The sequence below is a fragment of the Sodalinema gerasimenkoae IPPAS B-353 genome (assembly GCF_009846485.1).
GTDB lineage: Bacteria > Cyanobacteriota > Cyanobacteriia > Cyanobacteriales > Geitlerinemataceae > Sodalinema > Sodalinema gerasimenkoae.
The window spans coordinates 2,678,873-2,705,539 of the sequence record NZ_ML776472.1 but is presented as its reverse complement, the minus strand read 5'-3'; the positions used below and the strand labels follow the sequence as shown (position 1 = coordinate 2,705,539).

At 50.1% G+C, this 26,667-nt stretch carries 18 protein-coding genes and 1 pseudogene; 10 read left to right on the top strand and 9 right to left on the bottom strand.

The features are described 5' to 3' along the window. The first annotated feature begins 75 nt into the window (after positions 1-75). Positions 76-285, top strand: a complete 210-nt coding sequence (locus tag L855_RS11780; RefSeq protein ID WP_159788232.1) for a hypothetical protein — start codon at positions 76-78, stop codon at positions 283-285. A 66-nt stretch (positions 286-351) separates the two neighbouring features. Here L855_RS11780 and L855_RS11775 read toward each other — a convergent pair whose 3' ends face one another. The 6 genes and pseudogenes from L855_RS11775 to L855_RS11755 all read right to left on the bottom strand — a co-directional run bounded on the left by L855_RS11775 (position 352) and on the right by L855_RS11755 (position 5,047). Then, the gene (locus tag L855_RS11775) at positions 352-768 is read right to left on the bottom strand and encodes a type II toxin-antitoxin system VapC family toxin (RefSeq protein WP_159788230.1); all 417 of its coding nucleotides are present in this window, start codon (positions 766-768) and stop codon (positions 352-354) included. Beyond that, the gene (locus L855_RS11770; RefSeq protein ID WP_159788228.1) at positions 765-1,013 is read right to left on the bottom strand and encodes a hypothetical protein; all 249 of its coding nucleotides are present in this window, start codon (positions 1,011-1,013) and stop codon (positions 765-767) included. Before L855_RS11770 ends, L855_RS11775 begins: the two co-directional genes overlap by 4 nt. Positions 1,014-1,069: 56 nt before the next feature. Further along, positions 1,070-1,228 (bottom strand): annotated as a pseudogene (locus tag L855_RS22850) (NACHT C-terminal alpha/beta 1 domain-containing protein); the annotation flags it as partial. 146 nt (positions 1,229-1,374) lie between these two features. Beyond that, positions 1,375-1,872: an ASCH domain-containing protein gene (locus tag L855_RS11765; RefSeq protein ID WP_159788225.1), complete on the bottom strand. Its 498-nt coding sequence runs from the start codon at positions 1,870-1,872 to the stop codon at positions 1,375-1,377. Then, positions 1,869-3,992 carry a GNAT family N-acetyltransferase gene (locus tag L855_RS11760; protein ID WP_159788223.1) on the bottom strand — a complete coding sequence of 708 codons (2,124 nt, stop codon included), beginning with the start codon at positions 3,990-3,992 and terminating at the stop codon, positions 1,869-1,871. Before L855_RS11760 ends, L855_RS11765 begins: the two co-directional genes overlap by 4 nt. 134 nt (positions 3,993-4,126) lie before the next feature. After that, positions 4,127-5,047 (bottom strand): restriction endonuclease, encoded by a 921-nt coding sequence (locus tag L855_RS11755; protein WP_159788221.1) that lies wholly within the window; start codon positions 5,045-5,047, stop codon positions 4,127-4,129. A 451-nt stretch (positions 5,048-5,498) separates the two neighbouring features. Here L855_RS11755 and L855_RS11750 point away from each other — a divergent pair, with 451 nt between their 5' ends. Beyond that, entirely contained in the window at positions 5,499-9,209 is a 3,711-nt protein-coding gene (locus L855_RS11750) for a hypothetical protein (protein ID WP_219729909.1), read from the top strand. Positions 9,210-9,379: 170 nt separating this feature from the next. On the opposite strand, the gene L855_RS11745 is transcribed toward L855_RS11750, so the two are convergent. From L855_RS11745 to L855_RS11735, 3 genes are read right to left on the bottom strand one after another with little or no spacing between them, the layout of a single operon-like run. Next, complete coding sequence (locus L855_RS11745) at positions 9,380-11,917, bottom strand: CHAT domain-containing protein (protein WP_159788217.1); 2,538 nt, start codon at positions 11,915-11,917, stop codon at positions 9,380-9,382. Positions 11,918-11,956: 39 nt separating this feature from the next. Then, positions 11,957-14,782: a CHASE2 domain-containing protein gene (locus tag L855_RS11740; RefSeq protein WP_159788215.1), complete on the bottom strand. Its 2,826-nt coding sequence runs from the start codon at positions 14,780-14,782 to the stop codon at positions 11,957-11,959. Then, a complete protein-coding gene (locus L855_RS11735; protein ID WP_159788213.1) occupies positions 14,779-15,465 on the bottom strand; it encodes a DUF928 domain-containing protein in 687 nt (228 codons plus the stop codon). Before L855_RS11735 ends, L855_RS11740 begins: the two co-directional genes overlap by 4 nt. Positions 15,466-15,869: 404 nt before the next feature. Between L855_RS11735 and L855_RS11730 the strand changes: the two genes are divergently transcribed. From L855_RS11730 to L855_RS11700, 8 genes are all read left to right on the top strand, one after another. Continuing rightward, positions 15,870-19,547 (top strand): hydantoinase B/oxoprolinase family protein, encoded by a 3,678-nt coding sequence (locus L855_RS11730; RefSeq protein ID WP_159788211.1) that lies wholly within the window; start codon positions 15,870-15,872, stop codon positions 19,545-19,547. A 226-nt stretch (positions 19,548-19,773) separates the two neighbouring features. Further along, positions 19,774-21,111, top strand: coding sequence for a DUF1517 domain-containing protein (locus tag L855_RS11725; protein ID WP_159788209.1), 1,338 nt, complete (start codon positions 19,774-19,776; stop codon positions 21,109-21,111). Between the two features lie 322 nt (positions 21,112-21,433). Beyond that, a complete protein-coding gene (locus L855_RS11720) occupies positions 21,434-22,324 on the top strand; it encodes a fatty acid desaturase (protein WP_343039265.1) in 891 nt (296 codons plus the stop codon). Next, positions 22,281-22,478 carry a fatty acid desaturase gene (locus tag L855_RS22425; protein WP_343039264.1) on the top strand — a complete coding sequence of 66 codons (198 nt, stop codon included), beginning with the start codon at positions 22,281-22,283 and terminating at the stop codon, positions 22,476-22,478. The genes L855_RS11720 and L855_RS22425 overlap by 44 nt, the downstream gene beginning before the upstream one ends. A gap of 364 nt (positions 22,479-22,842) precedes the next feature. Next, positions 22,843-23,364, top strand: a complete 522-nt coding sequence (locus tag L855_RS11715; RefSeq protein ID WP_159788207.1) for a COP23 domain-containing protein — start codon at positions 22,843-22,845, stop codon at positions 23,362-23,364. 86 nt (positions 23,365-23,450) lie between these two features. Next, a complete protein-coding gene (locus L855_RS11710) occupies positions 23,451-24,413 on the top strand; it encodes a S1 family peptidase (RefSeq protein WP_159788205.1) in 963 nt (320 codons plus the stop codon). 69 nt (positions 24,414-24,482) lie between these two features. Further along, a complete protein-coding gene (locus L855_RS11705; protein ID WP_159788203.1) occupies positions 24,483-26,048 on the top strand; it encodes an iron uptake porin in 1,566 nt (521 codons plus the stop codon). Between the two features lie 30 nt (positions 26,049-26,078). Next, complete coding sequence (locus tag L855_RS11700) at positions 26,079-26,600, top strand: CAP domain-containing protein (RefSeq protein WP_159788201.1); 522 nt, start codon at positions 26,079-26,081, stop codon at positions 26,598-26,600. The last annotated feature ends 67 nt before the right edge of the window (positions 26,601-26,667 follow it).

Sequence of the window (26,667 nt, the reverse complement as noted above, 5' to 3'; positions counted from 1 at the left end):
AAGGCTGGGGTGTCGGTTGGTTTATGGCAAAATAGAATATCATTCAAAGTAAGTCAGTACCGTGAGGCTTAGTCAATGATGAGATTTAATGATGTAGTTGAAGCAATAAAAGGTCTTTCTATCGATGAAAAACAAGAAATTTCAATGTTGTTACAGCAATATCTTCGTGAAGAATCTCGTGACAATATTTATAAGAATTTCCAAGTAGCCCAGCAGGAAGAAAGACAAGGAAAGCTTAAGTTCTCTGACCTGCTTGATGAATTGAAGGGACTGATTGAAGAATAGTCATGGACGTTAGGTAATATCGGGATGTTTAATAAACAATGTATTGTCAGTGGCCGCGCTTTGCTATTAAGACCTGAAAAGATTCTCAAAATAGTTTTTGTTATTCCACTGATAAATACTAAAATCTTTAATATCCAATGATAAAATTCGTCCAGTTTTGTACTCTTCTGCTAACAAAACGAGAGATGCGTCTGCTAAATCCATCGGAACATCACGATATTTAGTCATCAAATCTTTGAGTCTGGCGATATGGTCAGGCTTAATTTCAAAAACTTGAAATAATCCCTGAGACATGGCATTGATAAACGTAATCGAAGCTTGAACTCCCCGACGAGCTTGTAGAAAGTAGCAAGTTTCGGTGACGACGCACCATGTCGTAATCAGAGGTTCGTTATATTGACTAAATGTTTGTTTAGCCGCTTCATGGTAGTTATCATTTTTATTGGCTAAGGCAACCCAAAAGCCGGTATCAACAATAATCATTCAGCACCAATTTCCTGCATTAATATTGATTCGCAGTTTTCAGCTAGGTCAGGTTCGGCATCCACACAGCCAACAAAGCCAATCTTACTGAAATTTTCCAGATGGTTAGTAGACGTGGTCAAGAGCTGTTGATAATAATAGTCAAGGGCAGCCCCTAAAATTTCATCTGGATTTTGTTGAGTTTTTTGTTGGATAAAAGCTAGTTTATGAGCTTGTTCGTCAGTGAGTTGAGTAGCAATTTCCATGATTTCCTCTTTTTATCTCTAAACTTATCGATATTTTAACCTAAAAATGACAGACCTCAAATCTCCCCTAGCCAGGTTTCAATGGCTGATATCAGATTCGGTTGATTGGGGGGAAAACCTTTTAACGGCGCTTCTAGGGGGTCGTCGGTGAGGAAGGTTGCGGCGATTACCCCGATCAGTTTTTAGCAAAAGGCGATGAGTTCTGGGGTGGGTTGAATTGACTTAATTGTTATGCTACAAGGTTTCCTGGTCTAGTGAGGTATGATCGTAATCCTCAAAAGTCCTATATCACTTGGGCTGTAACTCATAGATATTAGAAACGCTATATAGATTCTTATATCCCGAATTTAGGAGACTCACTTTATTCACACTCTGGAGATAAATTTTCTGTTTTTTCAAAAACAGAGTAACCTGTAATGCTTTCAGCAAGACAAACTTCTTCTGACTTGAGATAGTGAAAACTTTGAGGTGGATTAAAATTTTCCCATGTTTGACGAACAGTATTTAAAGATAAGTCAGTCGTATATTTTAGATCAAAACAGATGGCAACAGCTAATTTTGAGTTTTTATAGTATGAGTCAAACTCTTTTTTTGTAACTCCTGCCTGTTTTTTAACTTGACCCCACAGCTTTCGGGGAGTGTCATAAATTATATTATTAACTTTTAACCATCCAACAATAGACTGTTTAGGTGAAGAAGCATAAACCAATATAAAATCATTAGGTTTTAACTTGGGCTTTGTTTTCCTAAGCTCTATAGTTTTATTCCCGTCTAAAATTTTTTCAATATAGCAAGGTTTGATTGAGATTAGTAAGACTCTAGTTTGAGTTTTGTTTTGCATGGTTATTTGCATTTTCATGATTGAAAACCTAAACGATAAAGCCGTATAAATTTATCATTGGATATTTTTATTGGAGCTTGTATAGGTGTCTTACTATTAAGATATTTCTTGACAAGTTTTAGAGGAACAGTTGTATCAAATAACTCAGTATGACTAAATTTAATAGCCATTACTTTCCCTTTTGGGCTGGCACATTTTTTAATTTGAGGTAAATTATAAAACCCTAAATGCTGAAATTTTTTATGAAGATGTTCAGGTTCATCTACGATCACATCGTCAACTTGAGAACAGGCTCTAATCGAACTTAAGTTTGAATAGCCTCCATCTTTTGACTGACTCACGTACCATAGTATTCGTGAGGGAGACCGAGTTAATCCGCCATTTGCATAAGGAGTTCGATAGTAAACTGATTCTAGACTAAAAAACAAACTGGACTTATTCACACCAAATAAATTTTCTTGCGCCAATCTGTCATCAAACAGTTCCTTGGCTGCTTCTGGTTTAATAGGAACAATAAAATTATCTATCGTAGAGTTTTCGATTTTAAGAGGCCATAACAAACGCTCGATATCTATTGTTGGTATTGAATCTATCAAATTATCCTCGGACTTCAAAGTTGATGTTATCATTCCACTAACTTCATGATATTCTTCTACTTTAGAGAAATTACTCAAAAAATCAATAATATTTTGAGAACTAAAAACTCCTCGACGACAACACTTTATCCATTGAGAAAAAGTATTTTTCTTGATAAAATACTGATTCCTCAAGATTTTCTCTTCGGATTTTTCTAGATTTTCATCTGTTACAATTAAAAAATCAGAATTATTATCTATTGTTTCTTTAAGAATTTCATGAATTATGTAATTTGCAAGGGTATCAGAAATTCTTACATCTTTCAAAATCCTAAATATTGGAATTTCAATAATTTTATCATCTAGTTTTGACAAGTCATACACAACCAAAATACTGGGTAGATCATCTATTGATAAAACAATAGATTTGAAGGTATCTTTGTTTTTTACATACGAACGCAACTCCATTAAAAGATTGTTTTTATTTTGGGGTGACGATATTTTTTGCCCGCTGGTAACTAATTGATTTAAATCCCAAGAACTTAGGTCACCTCTTTTAATACTAGAATTTGTTAATCGGTACGGCTGATAGTTTAGTTGATTCGTTGTTTCTTCCTGTAAATTTATCATGTCTTGAAGTGAAACCAATCGAACACCAAAATTTATATAAAACTCGTCTTGAAGAGAAATTAGTTTGTCTTGAGATGTTATAAAATAAGGAATATCAGTGGCGGCACATCTTGCTATGTGTCTTATACAAACATCATCTAAATCTAGATTAGATATTGTTAAAAACTCTTGCAATTTCTTCAAGGTTTTATTGAAGTTCTGTAAATCACATTCTGGGTTTGCGAAATTATCCCCAACTATACCCCTTAGGATTTGTCTGTCATTACCTTCATAGTTCTTATCAATTTCGTTAAAAATTTCATCAGTCACACAAACTCCTAAGTTATAGCGGATCCAGTCTATTGACAAAGACTCTGCTTGTCTAATCTTTCTCTCTTGATTTAGTTGGTATAAAGTCGCTGCATCAATTGCAGATTTTGTTTTATAATCTTTCATGAAAATATCTGGATCAAAAATAGATGGTATACTATTGTAACGAATAGACCAACGTTTTAAAACATCTCCAGGAGTTTTTGCGTCTTTTTCATGAATTGGTACGTACCCTAGCTTACGCCACATATTATCAATGCCATAGTTTGCTTTACACTCTAAATAAACCGATCTAACTTTGTCTTTAGTCCTGTCAATCATTTCTGAGTTCAAAGCTCGAGCTATACCGTTTCCTCTATACTCTGGAGCAATACAAAGCTGCCAAACTCGTGCATGAGACTTTTTAGAGTTGATACTCCAAATCAGATAACCACAAAATTTTTTACCTACAGTTGCGACTAGAATACCAGGATCCCGAGCATACTTTTTAAAGAAAGAATAAGGTTGAAAACTCAAGGTTTTTATATTGGCATCAGCGAGCTTGCGTACATCTTCTAGGTATTTGGAATCTGTCCGGGCAAGCACGACTTTAATTTCATTGTTTTTATCTTTGAGTCGCTTCATTTTTATCTAATACATACATGGTCGTTGGACAACATTTATCAGAATACTACTTTTAACTTTATTTGTCAAGCTGTCAGTAAAATCAAGATCAAATGTGCCAACTTTTTTGGATAATTGATTGTAATATATTTAAATTAATTAGATTCAAAGTAATCCATGTCAATTTTCTTTGTTTTATATTCAGATATAGAAGAAACACCCAAGTCAAAATCAATCATATATTCTGCTAACTCTTCTCCATCCACTAAAACAACTTTAATATCACTTTTAGGAGAGTAAGACTTTGCTTGCTCGGAAAACCTAGAAGTTGTAATAAAGATACCCTTCTTCGCACCTTGACCTGCCAAAGCTCCTACAAATTTTTGAATTTCAGGTCTCCCGACCGTGTCAGTCCAGCGTTTTGCTTGGATGTAAATTGCATCTAAACCAAGTCTATCTTCTTTGATTATGCCATCAATTCCTTCATCATTGGTTTTACCAATTGCCTGTCCAGCTTCTCGAATTGAACCACCATATCCCATTTTAACCAGCAGTTCAACAACAAGCCTTTCAAAAAAAATAGGTGAGCAAGATTTTACCTTTTCCAATATTTCTTTGGCTAAATTAAGACGTATTTCTTGATAAGCATAATCCAGCAACTCTTCTGGCGTTTGATTTACAACTTCAATATCCAATTTAGGCTTATTGGACGATGACGATATTGCCTTGGGTGTTTTATATTTAAACTCCCTAAAACAAGAATATTGCTCTAAGAATGCAGAATCAATCTGGGTGATATTGCTATTTAAAACTTCCTTGCCTCTAGCTGTAATTTGCAATTGCGATCGCTTAGGGTATTCAAGTAATCCAGCTTTTTTGAGATATGTCTTAGCCCAGCCAAATCGATTATCAAAAATAGCTTGCTTACCACTAGGTAATAGCTGGTTTCGCTCCTGATAGCTGAGATCAAAGTGGTTGGCTAAAAAATCTATCGCTTCCTGAGTTGAATGCGGTTTTTGATCTCCTGCAAACTTCAAGAGTGGAAGCATGACAGCTTGAAAATCAGGAATTGTCATTTTGTGGTTTGCTTATTATTTGGTATCTTTATAATATAAAATTGTAACCCAAAATCCGCACCATGTCAATCGTTGTTAACAACAAACAAAAAAATAAGTTTTTTACTAAAAACAGCCGTTTGTTCCTACAATCAGGGATTTGATACTCCATGAATTTTACCCATAACCTTGATATCTGAAGGTATGTATTTTGTACATAACTCAAATAAAAGGTAACTTTAATAATAGTTTGTAATCCTTGATATCTAACATCAAAATTGATACAAAGTAGTCATCTTGACATCCTACAGATTCTGTTGTTTTAGGCTTCATTAGTCATCAAAGAAATGCCTGTTTTTTTACTTGCCCGCAACATAAAAATCTAAAGACCGACTCCTAAAGCCAAACTGAGGCGGCCCGACTGGGGAACTGTCCGAACCCACCTCGACAGGGACAAACCCCAGAGAGTAGCTTGGAACATCCCCCATCCTTCGCCTTCATGCAGAACCGTCCCCCGCTTCTCGTCCCCCTCAACCCCAACCATCCCCACTGTCTCGATGGACTCGACCATTGGCTGCAACTCGACCTACTCGACGATGACCAAGTCAAACGCTTATGTCATCAGGGATTGACCTGTCCCCTGCCCGCCTGGGAACCCGAGTCACCTGCCACAAGAACAGTCCCCTACCGTCCCCCAGTAGCCGCCTCACCCGCCACCCCTGACCCCCCACCCCGTCAACGCTCCATCGCCCAATCCCTGAAAGACGAACTCAGTGTCCGCTGGCTACTCTGGTTAGGGGTCTTTGTCGTCCTCGTCTCATCAGCCGTTCTCGCCGCCAGTCAATGGGGACGAGTCCCCCCCGCCGGACAATATGGCATTCTCTGGCTCTATACCCTCGGATTTGCCATCACCAGTGGTTGGCTGCACCGTCGCCAGACCCTGGCCCTAACCGCCCAAACCCTCCAAACCATCGTCTATGGCTTAATTCCCCTCAACTTTTGGGCCATGGATGAATTTGGCCTGTGGAGTTCCCCCCTGGGATGGATTGCGATCGCCCTAGGCTCCATCTCCCTAGGCCTCTGGCTTTGGCGACAGTCAGACCTAACCCGTCAGCAAACCGCTCTCCTACTCCTGTTTAGTCTCTCCCACTGGCCCTTTTATACGCTCCCCCGACTGTCTCAACTGGGACTCTATCTCGCCACCCTCGGGGGAGTCATAACCAGCCGACAACGGCGAGGGTTAACCCAACTTGGGATTGTCGGCTATGGATTAGCCAGCTTCTCGGGCCGGGCAATCCTGGCGGACTCGCCCCTCCTATCGAGTTTTAGCGCCGCCTGGGCTATCCTAGCTTGGCAATTGGCAGACCCCCAACACCCCCGGCGTTCCCGCCTCGGGGCCGTTCTCTTCCTCTTAGCCTGGGGTCTGTCCCTCAGTAACCTAGCTTGGCCCGTCCTAGTCATTACCGGCCTAGCCCTACATCGACTCGGACAACGACTGCAACGATTCGGCAAACCACGGGACTTAGCCCTAACGGCCCTAGTCGGTTTACAGGGTTACGCCATAGCGTGGTACCTGTTACCCCAATCCCTACGCAGCAATCTTTGGAATACCATTCAAGAGAGCCTTGATATCCAGTCACAGGCCACAGTCATCGCCCTGTTGTCACTCCCCTATCTCCTCGGACTTCTGGGACTGACTGAATGGCTTAATCGCCAAGAGTCACGGCAGATGCTCTCCCGACAAGGAGACGCAGGAATTTTCCTCTTCGGCCTGGCCCTAGCGGTGATGGGGGGCGAGGTATTTGCCAATGTCTGGGTGATTTGGATTCCCCTTGGAGGCCTGTTGGCCCTCACCAGTCAACGCCGCTATAGTCAATCCTCCCTCCTGGCAACTCTGGCACAACTCCTGGTTTTAGGGGGGTTGGTCTCCATCCTGGAATGGCAACTCGACGGCCCCCTTTCCGAGCAGCAATGGGGACTAATTCTCCTGGCCGTCGCCCTCCTCGAAGGACTCTGGGCGAACTTGCAACAGTCTGGCCGCTGGCAAACCAGTGCCTGGCACTTGACCTGTGGCCTCGGGGCCTGGAGTTATCTGCTACTGGTTTGGGAAACTCCAGACATCGAACCCTGGAGTCACGTCGGCTGGTGGTGGTGGTTGATGCCCGGCGGCCTTGCCCTGGCCTCTCACTATGGCGCGAGTAGATATCGCACTCAAGCCGGCTGGTTGGCGATTGTTGGGGCGATCGCCCTACAACCCCTCCCCATCAACATTATTAGTCCTCTGAGATTCAACCCCGTCCCAGCCCTATTAATCAGTTTGAGTCTAGGCTCATTGGTTCTATTAGTGACTGTCCGCAGTCTCAAAAATCCCTGGGCTGGATTAATCGCCGTTGGCTTTGGGGTTCTGCTCGTCTTGGGCACCCTCTCAGAAGTTCTTACTCTGTGGGGGCAAAATTGGCTGTCCATCTTTGCCCTGTTTCCCCTAAGCCTCTGGGGTCTCCAACGCTGGGGACAACGGCGAGGTGGGGAACTCTCTCGGCTCTATCTCCGGGGCTGTCACGTCTGGGGTTGGGGAACTTGGCTGATTGTCATAACCCTGTTTAGTGTGCGTTCCGTGCTTGCCTATGACAACCCCTTTTTACCCTCATCCTGGGTTACGACGGCGGGTTTGGGGGTACTGATTGCCGCGATTGTGGTTCATCAGGGTCGCGCTCTCAACAATCGGGGACTCTATGGGATTGGCTGGGCCGTTGAACTCATCGCCGTAGAAGCTGTATTTCTGTTTACCTATTCCCTCTCGATTCTTGCCCTCGTCAACATCGGCTTAGGACTGGTGGTTCAGGGCCTGGGCCAAGTCTGGCAGCGGCAACAGAGTCCCACGAATCGTCTCTCTCCCCTGCATACCCTGCCCATGGCCTATGGCATCATCGCCTTAATCCTACGGGCCAGCCTGATTCACCCCTGGACAGGATTTATCAGTGTTGGAATGTCCCTAATTCTCATCACCGTTGGCCGCCAACTTAGCGGCTGGGGTCGAAGCTTTCTCTATCTGGGCCTTCTGGGACTGTCCCTATCCACCAGTGAACTGCTCTTGAACCAACTCACTGAGGTTGGCTGGGGCGATCGCGGCGTTGCCCTGGCCCTGCTCATGGCGGCCTTCATGACCCTCTATCGAGGCTTCCGCCCTCAACTGGCACAGTATTTACAGGTTCCGCAGCAACGGGTAACACAAATCGCCCATGGTCACTGGGGTGTGGGAACTCTGGTTCTGGGGTTTGCGGCCACAGCACCCATCAGCCAGCCTCTCCTGGCCCTGGTTACGGGGGGACTCCTCACCACCTATGCCCTCTTGCAAAGTCGTTCCCCAGACCCTTCCCGCGAAACCCGCACCTGGCTCTATCTCGGAGTGGCTCAAGGCTATGCTGTGCTAACCATTGGCATTGCCATTGCCGGGAAACAGACATTGATTCTGCCCTGGTTTGGGGCGATCGCCGTCCTCTTGGCCCTAGGAATGCGTCAGGCTCCCTGGCCCGCCTGGGGCTGGCATCCACAGCCTTGGCAGCAAGTGGCCCGAGTTCTGCCGGTGATTGTGGGGGTCTTGACGGTTAACGAGGTGCATCCTCTAAGTCTGTTGGCGATCGCCCTGTTTTACGGACTATTAGGACAATGGGAGCGACAGGTTCGTTGGCATTATCTCGGTCTAGCTGCCCTCTGCGGCCTCGCCAGTCAGGGCCTCGACGCCTTTGAGATTAACGCTCCCATCCTCCGGTTGGCCCCCCTCACCCTCTCGATTCTCTATGTCACCCGCGTTGACCCCTTTTTCCAAGATGGCAAGGAACGAAATCTCCGCCATCAGCTACGGCTCGGAACTCTGGCCCTATTTTTTGCCGTTACCTATTTTCCCAGTCATTGGTCAATCATTGGCGGCATCAGCCTCTTGCTGATATTGGCAGGTTTAAGCTTAAAAATTCGGGCATTTTTATTCATCGGCACAGCTATTTTTGTTGTCAATGTTTTAGAACAATTCATCATTCTCGGAACCCTATACACGTTATCTAAATGGATTCTCGGCTTAGGGTTTGGCGTAATTTTAATTGTGTCAGGTGCTATTTTCGAGTCTAAAAAGCCTCAAATCAAAACCGCCTTAAATGACTATTCATCAAAACTGAAAGATTGGGAATAAAAAACAAAACCTCTTGCCATCCCCTCCTGGGAGGGGATGGGGTGGGTTATGCTCTTGCCTATTGCCTATCTTCCCCTACTGCCTACTGCCTACTGCCTACTGTTCCCTATTCCCTGTTCCCTGTTCCCTGTTCCCTGTTCCCTATTCCCTATTCCCTATTCCCTTCTTCCCTATTGCCAATTCCCCACCAACACAAAAGGCGACCAATACGCCGGATGATGATAATCCTCAGAGCGTAACAACGCTAACTGAGCTTGACGCAGACTCTCCGCTTTCTTCCGACCCTCATTGCGCCAAAGGTCCTCATAAAAGTGAACCATTAACTCCGCTGTGGGGTCATCTTGCACCGACCATAACGTGGCCAAGGTACTCCGGGCCCCAGACCGCAGCGCAAACCCCGCAATTCCTAGAGTCGCGCGATCATCTCCCGTCGCCGTTTGACAAGCACTTAAAACCAGTAAATCAATAGGATTGAGACGAGTGGGCGCTCGCAACACCAAATCCAAGTCTTTCACGTTAATTCGTCCGTTCCACGTCAACAGAAACGTATCATCAGCCCGCGAACTGAACTGGCCATGGGTCGCCAAATGAATCACATTAAAGTCCGTATTACGACTCTGAGCCACCAGAGCCTCCCGGGTAAAGTCTTCATTGAGCAGAGATTGAGTTCCCGGAATCAACTCAGCAATATGACGCACTTCTGACTCCACAGCGGGAATAGCGGTGAATCCTTGATGGGCCTCGCTCAGTCCCCCCAGAAGCGCCTTAAACTCTCCCTGGGCCAAAGACCCCGTTTCCAGAAGCTGAAGACTCTGGGTGAGGGCGATCGCATATTGCTCAATCAAATACTCCCCCGAGGTGCGATCGTACAACGCCCCCAGGGGAATATTGCGCAAACTCCCATCGGGGACAAACACCAGGGTTTCGATGTCATGCTCCTTTAACAGCCCCTGAACGGGCCGAATCAGCCAATCATAAACCTCGGCCGATCGCTCTAAGCGGTCCTCCTGCGCCACCGCCGGATTGATCGACTGCAACATCAACTCTAAACTCTCCTCTAATTGAGAGCGAGGTTGCTGGGTTTCATAGACAATGGGTAACTCCCCTGCGATCGAGAGAATCACCGCCAGGCGATCGCCTAAGATCGCCGTATAAAAAACCGCCGCTGACTCATCCAACGCCTCTAAATCAATCGCCTCGGCCGCTAGACAAGTTTCACGGAAAAAATTATCTAACTCCGACAGCCGCAGAGAAATCAGAGTGCTTTGAGCCTCTCGCAAATAGGCCTGTTTCTGAGCTGGCTCCACCTCCTCCGCTGACTGGAGTAATAGCTGCACCAACCCGTGATACACCGGTTCAATCTGCTGACGATAGGGAAACTGAAGCTCAGGATCTAACCCCAATAAATCCAAACGCAACTGACTTAACACCTCCACGGTATCTCGGTAGAGTTCAATTGCCTGCGATCGCTCCCCCTGAGCTGCCAGAATCCGGGCCAGTTGCCATTGCCACAACACCGTTAAATCCCGTCCATCCAGACTTTGAGCCAAACTCAGGGCCCGTTGCGTCTTCTGTAATGCCAGCGGCCACTGCTGCTCCGTCTCATACAATTGTCCCAAACGACCCAGAGCATAAGACTCCGCCCGCAAATCCCCTAAACTCTCGGCCTCCGCCGCCGCTTGGCTTAACTGTTGAGCCGCTAACTCCTGATGGGCGATCGCATCCCATTGCAACAGACTCTCACTCAAATTAATACGGCCATAACTCGTCAGACGAGACGGGGGGCGCGATCGCAAATCCGCCTCAATCTCCCCCAACGCCGCCTCAGCCGCCGTCAACTCCTTCCGTAACAGCAAAATCCGCAGCCGATTCAAACGAGCCTGCAACGCCAAAGACTCCAAAGACTCATCAGAAGCGGACAGCTCAATCACCTTCTCATAGACCCGAATTGCCTCCGAGAACTGCTGTTGATGGCTGTAACCATTAGCCAAACCAAACTGAAGCTGAGCCACCAGCCGCGAGTCCCCCAACTCCTCAGCTAACCTTAGTCCCTCCTCCAACATCGCCCGGGACTGCTCCGGTTCCGCCATAATTTGCAACAGTTCCCCCAACATCCCATAAGCCTGAACCGTTAAGGGAGAGGGAGATAAGGCCTCCAACTCAGGCAGAATTGAAATTAACCCGTTGAGAGCCAGAGGATAGCGTCCCAATGCCCCCAATTGCTCAATTTGATTGAGGCGGCTGGCCCAACGCCCCATTTCTATCCCCGCCTGCTCATAGGCCTGTTCCGCCTCTTGCCAAACCTCCAACGCCGCCAAAGACTGACCCCGTTGTACCAACTCCTGACCCCGACGATTGAGATCTCGCAACTCAGCCAGCGTCTCCCCTGGCACGTCTTGCCCCAACTCCTCAGGAAACTCATCTAGCCAGAGAACACTCGGGCTGAGCACAGCCGAAGCCCTGCCCCGCAACAGATGCCTCGGATCAGACGGAACCCCACCCCGGCCCGAGAGAACTAAATGATTCCCCTCATCCGCCGCACAGGCCGGCATCAACGAGAGGGTCGGATCAAGGGTATCCCCCAACTCCCAGGACGGCCGGTTAATCGGCAAGCCCAGACGAGGGATACTCCTATCAGCTTGTAAGAAACCTGGAATTTCCTGAGGCTGCACCCTTGTGGTCGTCCAAAACCCCAGCATTAGCAGCATTGTCAATATGACAACTCGCCACACCCGTTTTCGTGCCATTTATTGTTGCGCTTGGTAGTCAATTAAAAACTCACATAAGGCCCGTTCCTGATACTGACTGGCCAAATGCTTCAGATGATCCGCAAAGGGACTTAGATGGGGCTGTTCGTTTTGCAGTTCCTCGGCGCGGCGTTTCAAATCTTTCAAATTTCCTTTGCGAGCTAAGTGCAAGAGTTCTTCTAATATAGACTCTGGAATGAGATCCGGGGGACAGGTCTCCTCAACCTGTTGCACCTGATCCGATGAGTGGGGGTCCGCTTCCTCTTGCAAGACCCAGCGTAATTGGAGATGACGCTCTAAAACCAGTAAGACATCATTACGATGGAATGGTTTAGTCAGAAATGCAGTTGCTCCTGCATCTAAGCTGCGTTGCCGAGCATCACTAAACACATGACTAGACACGGCAATAATCGGCAGTTGACAGTCCAGTTGAGGCTCCCGTAGAGACTCAATGACGGCGACACCATCCGAGTCCCCTAACTCCAGTTCCAGGATAATCGCATCGGGGGTAGCTTGGCCACCCTCACCCCTGGGCTGAGCGCAGCCAAAGTCCAAATTCGCCCGTTGCAGGTGCTCAACAATCTCCTGGGCCGTCGCCGCCTCTAGGATTGTGAAGCCTAGGGGAGTCAACAGGGCCGCCAGGATGCTACGGCTATCGGCGGAGGGATCGACGAGCAGTAAACAAGGGGCAACCCCTGAGACGGCTGTGATTTTGGAATAGTCCCGAGAGAGAATTGGGGTACTAGCAGCATCTAAGGTGGGTAAGGTCAATTCAAACTGAAAACAACTCCCTTGTCCAGGTTGACTCTCGACGTTGAGCCTTGACCCCATCAAACGAATCAGTTGGCAACAAATAGCTAAGCCTAACCCAGTCCCTTCTGCGAGTTTTTGGGCTTCTTTGACTTGCTCAAATGGCAACAATACGGTTTTCAAATCTTCTGCTGTCATACCAATCCCTGTATCAGTAACAGAAAATTTTAGGCGAACATTAGGTGTTACATCAGAGTCTGGATTGGGGCTGTCAAGGACTTGAACTTGAAGACTGACCGAGCCTTTTTCTGTAAACTTAACGGCATTACTCATTAAGTTTACGAGGATTTGTCGCAATCGCTTGTCATCGGCGATTACCAGTTTAGGAAGTTGGGGGTCAAGGTCAGAATAAAAAGCAATTCCCTTTTTTTCAGCAGCAGGCTTAAACATTTGTGCCGCTTGCATAAGAAAGGGTTTTAGAGGAATCGGTTTCGGGTTAAGTTCGAGTTTACGGGCTTCTATCTTAGAGAGGTCAAGAATATCATTGATAAGTTCAAGCAGGTAGGTTCCACATTGATAAATTACCCCAACCCCTCGACGGTGACTGTTGAGATCCTTGGCCTGTTGCAGGATTTGAGCATAGCCAAGAATCCCGTTGAGAGGGGTGCGCAACTCATGACTCATGTTGGCCAGAAACTCACTTTTCGCCAGATTAGCGGAGTCGGCGGCTTGTCGAGCGGTTTCGAGTTCCTGGGTTCGCTGGCGGACTTGCTCTTCTAAATCGGTGGAATATTCCTGGAGTCGTTGGGTGAAGCGTCGCAGTTGCTGTTGCTGATAGGCATTACTGCTCAGGGCCGTACTCAAGACGAGGGCAACGAGGGGCGAGACGGTGGGAATGAGCCAACCCCCGAGCAGACTAATATAGGCGATCGCCCCCAAAGCCAGAGACCCCGAGATCATCAACATCACGGGATACAGCCAGGCAGACCGCTCCTTAAAGGGCTGTCGAACCAGTCCCATCCAGGTTCCATAGGTTCCCGCCATCGTCCAAACGAGAATCCAAACCCATTCACCCGTCTGATGCCAAAAGCGAATCAGAGGCCGACCCTCCAAGGCACTACTGAGAATTTGACTGACCCCATGGGCATGAATTTCCACCCCACTCATCTGATAGTTGGGAATTGGACTATTCGAGGTAACCGGGGAATCGAGGCGGGACTGATATAGGGCTTGACTATAGGGAGTCTGAAAGAAATCGTTAATACTCTCGGCGTTCGAGCCAATGAGGACGGCGCGATCGCGAATCAACTCCGGGGCCACACCTCCCTCCAACAGCTCCGAGACGGAAACCTGATCAAACTCATGGACAGGGTGACGATAGTTGAGAAAAACTTGATAGCCGCCGAGATCCCGAGCGGAATAGCCCCCTTCCACACCGGTTAAGGGGAAAAATTGGGCCCGTCCCAGTTGATAGTGATGCTGTTGTGGATTGGTCGACTCTAAGATAATCCCCAGTTGTTCTAGGTAGAACAGACTCACCTGGGTGGCAAATCCTAGTTTAATCTCCTCATCCACAGGCGCCGACACAATCATGCGGCGAATGGTCCCATCTCGGTCCTGGGGGACATCGGCTAAGGCCACGCGATCGCGCTCGGCCAGACTCGGGGGTGGGGCCACCCGTCCACCTCCCAACCCCTTTTCCACGCCGATGAGGTTTGGTAACTCCCTCATTAAGGCCTCTAAGCGATCATGACCGGGGTTTTGGGGCAGATCCCGATAGAGATCTAAGCCAATCACACGGGGAGATTCAGCGGCCAAGGTCTCCAGAACGTCAGCTAAGATGGCATCGGACAGGGGCCAGCCCCCTAAAGCACGAATATCCGTTTCTTCAACGGTGACCAGCAGAATGCGTCCGTCAGACAGTTCCGAGGGACGCAAAATGAAGAGGGTATCCATCGCGACCCATTCCAACAGTTCTAGCGCACCCCAGGCGGAAGCAAGGCCAACGGCCCCACTAACGACAGCCACAATTACTTCTCGCTGAAAGCGTTTAAGCCAACGGGAAACACCCATCATGGGACTCGTGAGTCTGAAAGATCAAAAACAGGTTGGTTGGCGATCGCGGCTAAGCCTACTTGGTCGAGGAGGGAATCCCATGATTGACGAATCTCTGTCACGGCGGGACGCTCCTGTCGTAAGTCCGCCAAGGTACTCAAGGCATCGTACCAAATTCCATGACGACCATAAGCACTGGCCAAGGACAGCGATCGCCGTCCTTTACTTTGGTCTGTCACCTCTTGAATGTCTGAATGGGGGGCCACCCGCGTCACCCAGCCCGAGACTCGCGGACTGTCAGGACGTAGGCGCTCTTCCGTAACGAGGGCAAAATGCCATTGGTAGGTTTTCCCCTCTTCGAGTTCTGGAGCCTCCTTAGGAAGCTGCACCTGTACAACGCCCATCTCAGAAATGGGGAGATAGCCCTGATAATGATGTTGGCCGGTCTCGCTGAGAACACTAAAAAAGGCCAGACGAGCTGATGTCGTCGGCACATACACGAGGAAACTGGGATGAGGGCGGGTTGTCTGACCATAGCGATCGCCTGGCAGTAAGGCCGTCAGACGCGAGTGAGTGTCCCGAGAGCCAGCGCCACTGGTATTGACCGGTGGATCATCGTTTGGGGGGACAAAGGTCACCCCCCCTCGGGAGGCTCCCCCTCGGGTCTGCTGGGGGGCCTCCTGATTGGGAGGGACAAAGGTCACAGCCAAAACCCTGGAAGAGGCCTGCCCCACTAACCCTAATATTAATGCTAAAAAAAGAATACGTAGAAAATTCATGATTGTTAAATAGAAGCATCCAAAAGAATAACGAAAAACTGGGGAAACGAACCGACACACCTTGCCTCAATCTCGATCTTGCCCCCTATCTCTATCCCTACAATTCTGAATGATTTATCGCCTCAAATGATTGATTTGGATCACAGTTGAGGGCGTTAACGTACCCAGAATGTCTCTTTATCATGAGTCCCCTGAGTTCTTTTTCACAAAACATTAGTCATTTAGAAGAGTACATATTTTCTCTAAATTTTCTTTATTTGATTAAGGATGTTTCTGTTATCAGTCGTCTATTTTCAAGTGTCTGCTGTTTAAATTTATAGGAGTCCATCATGGCCCAGTCAACCCGTTGGAAATTCTGGATCGATCGCGGGGGTACCTTTACGGATATTGTCGCTCAACGTCCTGAGGGAACGATGGTGACCCACAAACTGCTCTCAGAAAACCCAGAACGCTATCAGGATGCCGCAGTGCAGGGGATTCGCGACCTCTTGGGATTAACCGGGGGAGAACCGATTCCCGATCCTAAGATTGGCGAGGTGCGTATGGGAACCACCGTGGCCACCAATGCCTTGTTAGAACGCAAGGGCGATCGCACGGTTCTAGTTGTAACACAAGGATTCCGGGATGCCCTGCGGATTGGCTACCAAAATCGCCCCGATATTTTTGCCCGTCAGATTTGTTTACCGAGCCTGCTGTACCATCGCATCCTAGAAGCCGAAGAACGCTATCAAGCCGATGGAACCTGTCTGACTCCCCTCAACCGTGAGGCCCTAATTCCCCAACTACAAGCAGCCCATGATGCCGGGATTCGCAGTTGTGCGATCGCCCTCATGCACGGCTACCGCTACCCGGATCATGAAGACCAAATCGCGGCGATCGCACAAGAGATTGGCTTCACACAAATCAGCCGTTCCCACCAAGTCAGCCCCCTAATTAAACTCGTCAGTCGCGGCGATACCACCGTCGTCGATGCCTATCTCTCCCCGATTCTACGTCGCTACGTCGAACAAGTCAGTCGTCGCCTCTTTGCCTCAGAAACCGACCCCCGCCTACAGTTTATGCAGTCCAATGGGGGACTCACCGCCGCCAGCCAATTTCAGGGCAAAGACAGCATCCTCTCCGGTCCCGCTGGCGGCATCGTCGGAGCCGTACAAACCAGTCGTCGCGCCGGATTCTTTAACATCGTCACCTTCGATATGGGGGGAACCTCCACCGATGTGGCCCATTATGCCGGCGAACCTGAGGAAGTTGTGGAATATGAACGGGAGTTTGAAACGGAAGTCGCAGGAGTGCGACTGCGAACCCCCATGATGGCTGTGCATACCGTCGCCGCTGGCGGGGGCAGTATCCTCCATTTCGATGGCTCACGCTATCGGGTGGGGCCAGACTCCGCCGGCGCCAATCCCGGCCCCGCCGCCTACCGACGAGGCGGCCCCCTCACCGTCACCGACTGTAATGTCATCTTAGGCAAACTGCAACCGCAATTCTTCCCAGCGGTATTTGGCCCAGACGGGAATCTACCCCTAGACGAGGAGCGGGTTCGGCAGCAGTTTCAGGACTTAGCCCAGGAGATTCACCAGCAAACGGGGGACGAACGCAGCCCAGAAGCAGTGGCCTCAGGCTTTCTCGCCATTGCCGTGGAGATTATGGCCAATGCCATCAAGAAAATCTCCCTACAACGGGGCTATGACGTTTCCAACTATACCCTCTGCTGTTTTGGCGGCGCGGGAGGACAACACGCCTGTCTGATTGCCGAGGCGTTGGGAATTTCAGAAATCTTCTTACATCCCTACGCCGGGGTTCTCTCAGCCTATGGGATGGGGTTAGCCGATCAACGGCAGTTACAGGAACAATCCCTCGAACTTCCCCTAACGCCTGGGAACTATCAACAACTCCTCTGTGAGTTTCAGGAGTTAGAGTGTCATGTCTCCCCTAACGGCCTGGGTGAGGCCTCTTCTGAGTCGAATCGCCCCCCAGAACTGTTACGCAAAGTCCATCTGAAATATGAGGGGACTGATTCTACCCTGATTGTGGATTTTGCAGACATTCCCTCCATGCGAGTGGCCTTTGAAAACCTCCATCGTCAACGCTATGGCTTCATGATGGATAACAAGACCTTGGTCGTGGCGACGATTTCCCTAGAAGCGGTGTTTATTGGCGATGGCCCCCAAGAACCCCGAGTCAGCCGTCACTCAGACACTCCCCCGGAACCGGTGGCCCGAGTCTCCACCTACTTAAAAGGGGACTGGCGAGAAACCCCGGTCTATGAGCGAGGAGATCTACAACCCGGCGATGTGATCCAAAGCCCCGCCATGATTATCGAGTCCACCGGAACCAATATCTTAGAACCCGGTTGGGAAGCCACCTTAACCGAACAGAATCACCTCATTTTGCGGCAACGTCAATCCTGGCCCGATGTCGAGGCAGAACTCACCGCACGGGAGAGGCAGTCCGCTACCCTAGGAGAACGCCCCGATCCGGTGCTGTTGGAGATTTTTAATAACCTCTTTCGGGCGATCGCCGAACAGATGGGAGTCACCCTACAAAACACCAGCACCTCCGTCAACATCAAAGAACGGCTCGACTTCTCCTGTGCCATTTTTGATGAAGCCGGGCAATTGGTGGCCAATGCGCCCCATATCCCTGTCCATCTCGGCTCCATGAGTGAAAGTGTCCGGGCCCTGATCGAAAAACCCAACCTCTCCCTCGAACCCGGAGATGTCTATGTCCTAAATAATCCCTATAACGGCGGCACTCACCTGCCCGATATTACCGTTATTACCCCCGTCTTTCCCGAATCAGGGTCTGACGGAACTCCCCTATTCTATGTTGCCTCTCGGGGCCATCATGCCGATATTGGTGGTATTACCCCCGGTTCCATGCCTCCCAATAGCTGTCATGTTGACGATGAGGGGATTTTGCTGGATAACGTGCCACTGGTCAAACAAGGGGAGTTCCAAGAGCAGGCCCTGCGATCGCTCCTGCGATCGGGCCTCCATCCTGCCCGCAACATCGACCAAAACATCGCCGACTTGCAGGCCCAAATTGCCGCCAATCAGAAAGGAGTCGATGAACTGCTGAAGATGACCGCTCACTATGGCTTAAACACCGTCCGGTCCTATATGCAGCACGTTCAAGACAATGCTGAGGAGTCCGTCCGTCGGGCCATCTCCGTCCTCAAAGATGGTGAGTTTACCTATCCCCTCGATAGCGGCGAACAGATCCAAGTCCGCATTCGCATCAACCCCACAGAACGCAGTGCCACCATTGACTTCAGCGGCACCTCCGCCCAACTGCCCAATAACTTCAACGCTCCGGCAGCAGTCTGTAAGGCGGCCGTTCTCTATGTCTTCCGCACCCTTGTCGACGATGATATTCCCCTCAATGCTGGTTGTCTCAAACCCATAGAGATTCGCATTCCCGAGGGTTGTTTTCTCAATCCTCGCTATCCGGCAGCAGTGGTGGCCGGCAATGTGGAAACCTCCCAGGGCATTACTGATGCACTCTACGGGGCCCTAGGCGTGTTAGCTGGCTCCCAAGGAACCATGAATAACCTCACCTTTGGCAACGCCACCTATCAATATTACGAAACCATTTGTGGCGGCTCGGGGGCCGGTCCTGGATTTGCCGGAACGGATGCGGTGCATACCCACATGACCAATTCACGTATGACCGACCCAGAGGTTCTAGAATGGCGCTTTCCCATCCTTTTGGAGTCATTTGCCATTCGCCAAGGAAGTGGCGGCCAAGGGCAGTTTAACGGCGGCAATGGAGTCATTCGTCGGCTGCGCTTCTTGGAACCCATGACCGCCTCGATTCTCTCAAGTCACCGGGTTGTCCCCCCAGCGGGTTTAGCGGGAGGCGAGGATGGCCAAGTGGGGCGCAATTGGGTTCAACGTCATGATGGAGAACAAATCGCCCTGGACGGAACCGCTACTGTCGAGATGGGAGTGGGGGATGTCTTTGTGATTGAAACCCCTGGCGGTGGGGGGTTTGGCCGGCGCTGACGCCCTTGGGGAAGCGTTTGGGCAGCAATGCTAACCTGGAGGGGAAGGGGAATGATCAATCGTAGCGCCTAAGTTGCCACAGCAGCCTTGGTTGCTCCAACCAACCACGATTTTGGGTTCTCGGGCGCACCACTTACCATCCCCTCTCAGGAGTTAGGGGGGGGTCATACTCCCACCTGGTTCTCCTTCCTCTGTTGCCCCTGACTGTTCTTCCCCTCAGAAAACCATGAAAAAGCTATCCCTAATTCTAGCCAGTTTGTTGGCCATCCTCTCAGTCAACAGCGTCAGTATTAGAAACTCTGCCGTCAATTTTCAGCTCGAATGGGGGCTGGAGATGGCGCAAGCGCAACGGCGAGGTGGTGGAGGACGCAGTCGGGGGGGGTCTTTTAGTCGCCCAAGTCGCACCTCTCCGAGCCGTTCTCGGGGGTCTGGTGGCTCCACTGGAGGGCGAACTCCTTCACGAACTCCCTCACGAACTCCCTCACGAACTCCTTCACAAACCACGCCCCAAACCCCGTCCCGCACGACACCTCGCAGTACTCCCGCCCCTGCCCCCACCCCCGTTCCCGGAGGAGGCGCAACGGGGGGACGGACTCGCGGAGGCTCCTTTAACACACCTGCTCCGGCTCCCACCCCTGATAGTCGCCCCAGAAACACACCCGCTCCGGCTCCGGTTCCTGAACGCAGTACCCCCCGAGCGGGGTCGCCCTCAGGAGCCTCTCAGCCGCGGGTGGAACGCTCTCGCTCCTTCTTTTTTGTCCCGATTCCCTCGGGAGGTGGGGGCCGTTCGGCTCCGGTAAATCCCACGGTTCAGGGTGAACAGCCAGTGAGTGGCTCTGGGGTGCAGGCGGAGGACCAAACGGCGCAACAAGCCCAGACAGGGTCTCAGCGACGTCAGAATGATGGTTCGGGGCGTATCTGGCTCTTTTTGCTTCTGTTACTGGGGGCGGGGATTCTCATGTGGTGGTTCCTCGGCCGTCGCTCAGGTGGGGGAAATTCCTCGGATCAGTTGACGGTGACGAGACTCCAGGTAGGGTTACTAGCTCAGGCTCATGAACTCCAGGCTCAGTTGACGGAGTTGAGTTTAGAGGCGGATCTCGGTTCTCCGGAGGGATTAAAAGAGTTTCTCCAGGAATGTTCGTTGTCTCTGTTATCTCATCCTGATTATTGGACTCATGTTCAAGGGGAATCGCAGGTCTATCCCAATTCAGAGGAGGCGGAGAAAGCGTTTGATCAGTTCTCGATTCAGGAACGCAGTAAGTTTAGTGAGGAAACCTTATCCAACGTGGGGGGACGGATTCGACAGCGATCGCTCTCGCAGGATGAGGAGTTAGATCCTGGAGAATATATTGTAGTCACCTTCCTCGTGGCAACCCAGGGGAACCAACCCCTATTTGAGACCATCTCAGCCGCAGATGAGTTACAAGGGGTTCTGCAAAAATTGGCGGCGGTTCCCACAAATGCTCTGTTGGTGTTTGAGTTGCTCTGGACGCCTCAATCTCAAACTGATTCCCTGACGGCGGATGACTTGCTGAGCCATTATCCCGATTTGGTGGTTCTCTAGGAAGCTTGGCCATGGTGGGGGCGATCGCCTCTTTTTTGAGTGCGATCGCCCCCATTGTGCTGAAAAATCGCGAAAAAATATGAGAACTAATGTGAGAACTATGGTATAAAAGGTGAAGTTTTATAACGCTAGCTGAGAGCGCATCTCCTGCGGCGTGGCTGTCCCTCCTGGGAACTGGCCGACTTGGGATGCGATCGCTTTTTTTTGTCTCAAATTTTCCGGGCCAGGTCATCACGGATAGCTATGCCATTCCCAGAAGCTCTTGACACAAAAATATTGACAAATCTCAGGCTCTAGTGTAGTCGTCAGCAGAGAACGTTTTATGACAGCATCGTTGAGCCAAACCTCGGTATCAAACTCCCCTTCACTGGATGCCGATCTTCGTATCAGGGACATTCTCAACACATTACCGAAATCCGTATTTCTCAAAAATCGCTATCGGGCCTGGACAACCGTAGCCCTCGATCTCACTCTAGCAGCTGTAGGCTATCTAGGAATTGCGGTGGCTCCCATATATCTGTTGCCCTTGTTATGGGTATTTCAGGGAACCGTGTTAACCGGCTGGTTTGTGCTCGGCCATGATTGTGGACATCGCTCGTTCGCCCAGCGTAAATGGGTCAACAATAGCCTGGGCCATCTGATGTTTTTGCCCCTGCTGTATCCCTTCCATGGCTGGCGGATTCAACATAATCATCACCATAAACATACCAACAAGCTTGGGGTTGACAACGCCTGGGACCCCCTCACCGTTGAAACCTATCAGGCTCTACCGGGGATCATTCGCTGGCTTTATGCCCGCATTCGGGGGCGCTTTTGGTGGCTCGGTTCCATTGGCCATTGGCTCAAAGAACATTTCAACTGGACCGACTTTTCTGGACAAGAACGACGCCAAGTGCGATTCTCAGCCCTATTTGTCATCCTAGTGGGCGGTTTAGGCTTAACGCTATTGACTATGACCACAGGTTGGTGGGGACTGGTGAAGTTCTGGCTGATGCCCTGGATGGTCTATCACTTCTGGATGAGTACGTTTACGATTGTCCATCACACGATTCCTCAGATCCATTTCCAGCCAGCGGAAACCTGGCATGAAGCGACGGCTCAACTTTGTGGAACGGTTCACTGTACCTATCCCCGCTGGGTGGAGTTCCTCTGTCATGACATCAACGTTCATGTCCCCCATCACCTGTCTACCGCAATTCCCTGGTATAATTGAGTTCCTCTGTCATGACATCAACGTTCATGTCCCCCATCACCTGTCTACCGCAATTCCCTGGTATAATTTGCGATCGGCGTATGAGGTGATTCAGCGGGAATGGGGCCAGTACACCGTTGAACGAACCTTCTCGGTCGTTGCGATCGGCGTATGAGGTGATTCAGCGGGAATGGGGCCAGTACACCGTTGAACGAACCTTCTCGGTCGCTCTGATGCAGGAGATTACTGAACAGTGTCATCTCTATGATTCTGGAGAGGGTTATCAGGGGTTGGGGAAAGGAGGCAATAGGTAATAGGCAATAGGCAATAGGCAATAGGCAATAGGCAATAGGCAATAGGCAATAGGGAAGAACCTCCCTACTGCCTTTCTTGGCCCCTACTGCCTCCTGCCTTTCTTGCCCCTACTGCCTTCCTCCCCTATAACAATTCCGTGAAAATTCCTAAATTGGGGAGCTTTTTGGGGAACCGCCACGTCACAATAGATGTGATTCAATCCCAGGAGGTCAAGGATACATCTGATGAAACCACTTATGAAATGGACGATCGCGGCTTTGGCCGCTGTCCAGCTCCCCTTTCTAGCCCCTAGTGCTGCCCGGGCCGACTCTTCAATTGACTCGTTTCAATGCCGCAATACTGATGGCGTTAATTTTACCGTGGCGCTCTCTCGGGGCGGACAGGATTCTGACCCAATGATTGTTTGGACAAGTGATGCCTTCACTCGCGCCGGTTATCCTCCAGCCCGTCGCTGTCAGGATGTAACATCACGATTAAACACGCTGTTAGAAGACAATGGTAATAGTCTCGAAGGACTCCATCTGACGGCGGGACGAGTGAATCGGCAGTGGGTGGTTTGTGCCGTTGAAAGCACCCGTTTGGGCTGTAATCCTGATAACGTCCTCTTTACCCTCAGCAGTCAACAAACTCCCGATCAGGTCATGGATAGTTTGCGGGCCCGTAGAACCGGAACCTCGATCCAAGAATCTGGGGGCAGACCTTACGTTAACTTAGAACAACTCGTCGATAGCCTATTTGAACGTTAGAACGCCGGATTAACCGGCGATCGCCCCTTCGCGAACGTCTGGCTGTTCAGACGTGATGTTTTTGTTCGCACGGTTGCCTGCTCGTTATGACACAGAGATTTACCCGCCCCCTGGCCACGCTAATGGCGATCGCCCTATCCCTCCCCCTGACAGCAGCCCAAGCCCTGACGGAAGAGGAAATTGATGCTGTTGCCTCAATGACAACGGTAGTCATTGGTGAGGGTCTACAACAAGGGGATGTGGAGGCGCGGGAGGAGTGGCGGCCCGGGTCTGGAGTCCTCGTGGCTCGGGAGGGTAACTCGTATTATGTGTTGACGGCATTACATGTGGTGCGGACTCAGGGGGTTGAATATGGTATCCGAACCAGTGATGGCAGAGTCCATCGGGTTGATCATGTTCGACAGCAAGATAGTATTCTCTACTTCGGCGAGGAAGTCGGAGAGTATGGGGAGTCCATTGAAGGCTATGATTTTGCCATGATTCGCTTCGAGAGCGATCGCGACTATCCTTTGGCAGTGATGGGTCATGGGGAAAACTTGAGTCCCGGCGATCGCCTCTATGTTTCCGGTTGGCCCGATCCCGGTCCTCAAGAAGCTCGACGGACCCGCCAGACCCTAAGCGGTGAACTGACCGCCATCCATCCCCCCGTCGAAAATGGCGGCTATAGTCTCCTCTATACCCATGACACTCAAGTGGGTATGAGTGGCGGGCCGGTGTTTGATGGTCAGGGAACCTTAGTGGGCATTCACGGCCAAGGCACTGCCAATGGTTCCCACTTTTGCATTGAGCCAGAATTAAGTCGTCAAAATAGTTGTGGCTTGCGTAGTTTCGATTTTGTAGAGCAGTTAGAGCGTAAAGGCATTTCCCTAAGCTTTGCTCGGCCCCCCGTTGACCCTGATGTCATTGCCCGAGGTCTGGAGAACTTAGAAGCCGCTGATACGATTAACGATATTTATGCTGACTTTACTAATTTAGAGTCGTTACTGCGAGATGGCCCCTCAGGAGGCTGCGACAGTATGCTGCTCGGGGACCCCTGTGATGGGTTTTGAGGTAGGCGGTAGGATAGGCTCTAAGGAAACAATATCGTTAACCTGTTGGTGTGTGGAGAACTCAGGCTTATGCAACGTTTGCTGATGGATGTCTGGGGGCAAGGGGGCCCCTGGCTTACCTCAATTGGATTAAGTCTGATGGTCTGTCACGGGGTTTCCCCCGCACAGGGCAAAGAGATCGACACCTCGTTTCCTCTCAAGTCGATCACCTCGGTCTCTGAACTCTCGGATGTAGAACCGACGGACTGGGCCTATCAGGCGTTGCAATCATTGATTGAGCGGTATGGCTGTGTGACGGGCCTACCGGGAGGGCGGTTTGAGGGGGGGCGATCGCTGACACGGTATGAATTTGCGGCGGCGTTAAATCGCTGTTTGGATCAGTTGACCCAGCAGGCGCGGCCCTTGGACTTATCTCAGGAAGAGTTAGGGGTCTTAGAACGGCTACAAACGGATTTCGCGGCCGAATTAAGCACTGTTTCAGGGCGAGTTGAGACCCTGACTACTCGCGTGGCTGATTTAGAGGCTCAGGAGTTTTCCCCTACCCTAGTTATGGGGGGCGAGTCCATTTTCTCCCTTTCCGCCGGATTTGGCGGCCAAACAGGCCAGGACGGAGCCACAAATCCGGTTTTGACCCATTTAACTCGGTTGGGCTTTGTCTCCTCGTTTACCGGGCGCGATCGCCTACGCTTTGAGTTTCAGGCCTCGAATTTCGCTAATCGTGGCTTTGCCAGTCCCTCGGGGTTCAATACGGATATGGCCTTATTGTCCTTCCAGGGAAACACCAATAATCGGGTTCAACTTAGCCGTTTGGAATATCGCTTCGCCCTGAGCGATCGCTTTGTCGTCACGGCCCGGCCCGTCGGCTTTAGTCTCAGCAGTGTTCTCACCGCCAACTCCCCCTATTTTGATGCCGGACGAGGGGCCATTTCTCGCTTTGCCGAAGCCAGTCCCGCCTTTAAACTCGGTCGCCTCGACGCTGGCGGCGGCTTCGATTGGTTGGTCAGTGATAATGTCCGACTTCAGGCAGCCTATGGAGTTCGCAACGCCAATCGTCCTGAAGAGGGCCGGGGACTGTTTAATAGTGACCACTCCGCCTTCGGGGTACAACTGTTCTTAAAGCCGGCCCCAACAGTCCTAACCGGGATTTCCTATATCAACGCCTATGCCGGGAATGGTCGTTTAGATACCTTTACCGGTAGTTTTTTGGCAGACACCAACTCATTTATCAACGAACCGGCTCGCATTCAAGGGGTCAATGCTACGTTACAATGGCGGCTGGCGGAGCGGGTGACCTTTTCAACTTGGGGAACCTGGCTGTTTAGCAATGCCCTCAACTCCGATCGCTCGGCAACGACGACGAGTTACCTATTTGGTTTAAGCTATTCTGAACCGTTTGAGCGACAGGGGGATTTGTTGGCATTATTGGTGGGTCAGCCCTTGCGAGTCGTGAGTGGGACGGGGCTACCGTTTGGTGAGGATGAGGATACCTCCTTACATTTTGAGTTATTTTATCGGTTACGGGTGAGCGATCGCATTTCCATTACCCCAGGCGTGTTTGTGGTCACCAATCCCGAACATAATGCCGATAATCCAGCGTTAGTGGTGGGCACAATTCGCACCACCTTCCGTTTCTAAGAGTTTGTTTGTTGTTTGGCTAGGTGAGCTATGAGAACGGGTGTATTGGGATTGATACTGCTGCTGACGGCATCTCTAACGGGGGGATGTCATCTAATGGAAACCTCCATTGGCGAACTCTCCCAAGGGGGTCAGGTTCTGACAGCGACCCCTGAGGAAGACCTTCGGGCCCTGGAGGTAGCGGCCCATGACCAAGTCAATGCCTATCGCCAGGGTCAGGGATTATCCCCCCTCGAACTCGATGAACGCATCAGTGCGATCGCCCGCTATCACTCCCAGAAGATGGCCTCGGGCGAGGTTCCCTTCAGTCATGACGGAGTCGAAGACCGCTATGCAGCCATTGGAGACGTGATACCCTATCGCCAAGTCGCCGAAAATGTCGCCTATAACTTTGGCTATTCTGACCCCGTTGAGAAAGCCGTTGAAGGCTGGATCGAAAGTCCCGGCCATGAACAAAATATGAGCGGGAACTATGAAATCAGTGGCATGGGAATTGCCGTTAATGCTGAAGGAGAATACTACTTCACACAGCTTTTTGTCCGTCCTCGTTAGTCCGAACATTTCTTAACTTCATCTAATAACCAACTCATCCCAATACAGCGTAACAAATGAGGCTTGA

Coding starts and splice junctions, on each gene's coding strand:
- L855_RS11745 (WP_159788217.1), bottom strand. CDS start 11,917: ATGCTGCTAATGCTGGGGTTTTGGACGACCACAAGGGTGCAGCCTCAG.
- L855_RS11740 (WP_159788215.1), bottom strand. CDS start 14,782: ATGATGGGTGTTTCCCGTTGGCTTAAACGCTTTCAGCGAGAAGTAATT.
- L855_RS11700 (WP_159788201.1), top strand. CDS start 26,079: ATGAGAACGGGTGTATTGGGATTGATACTGCTGCTGACGGCATCTCTA.
- L855_RS11720 (WP_343039265.1), top strand. CDS start 21,434: ATGACAGCATCGTTGAGCCAAACCTCGGTATCAAACTCCCCTTCACTG.
- L855_RS11705 (WP_159788203.1), top strand. CDS start 24,483: ATGCAACGTTTGCTGATGGATGTCTGGGGGCAAGGGGGCCCCTGGCTT.
- L855_RS11730 (WP_159788211.1), top strand. CDS start 15,870: ATGGCCCAGTCAACCCGTTGGAAATTCTGGATCGATCGCGGGGGTACC.
- L855_RS11760 (WP_159788223.1), bottom strand. CDS start 3,992: ATGAAGCGACTCAAAGATAAAAACAATGAAATTAAAGTCGTGCTTGCC.
- L855_RS11715 (WP_159788207.1), top strand. CDS start 22,843: ATGAAACCACTTATGAAATGGACGATCGCGGCTTTGGCCGCTGTCCAG.
- L855_RS11770 (WP_159788228.1), bottom strand. CDS start 1,013: ATGGAAATTGCTACTCAACTCACTGACGAACAAGCTCATAAACTAGCT.
- L855_RS11775 (WP_159788230.1), bottom strand. CDS start 768: ATGATTATTGTTGATACCGGCTTTTGGGTTGCCTTAGCCAATAAAAAT.
- L855_RS11780 (WP_159788232.1), top strand. CDS start 76: ATGATGAGATTTAATGATGTAGTTGAAGCAATAAAAGGTCTTTCTATC.
- L855_RS11725 (WP_159788209.1), top strand. CDS start 19,774: ATGAAAAAGCTATCCCTAATTCTAGCCAGTTTGTTGGCCATCCTCTCA.
- L855_RS22425 (WP_343039264.1), top strand. CDS start 22,281: ATGTCCCCCATCACCTGTCTACCGCAATTCCCTGGTATAATTGAGTTC.
- L855_RS11710 (WP_159788205.1), top strand. CDS start 23,451: ATGACACAGAGATTTACCCGCCCCCTGGCCACGCTAATGGCGATCGCC.
- L855_RS11765 (WP_159788225.1), bottom strand. CDS start 1,872: ATGAAAATGCAAATAACCATGCAAAACAAAACTCAAACTAGAGTCTTA.
- L855_RS11755 (WP_159788221.1), bottom strand. CDS start 5,047: ATGACAATTCCTGATTTTCAAGCTGTCATGCTTCCACTCTTGAAGTTT.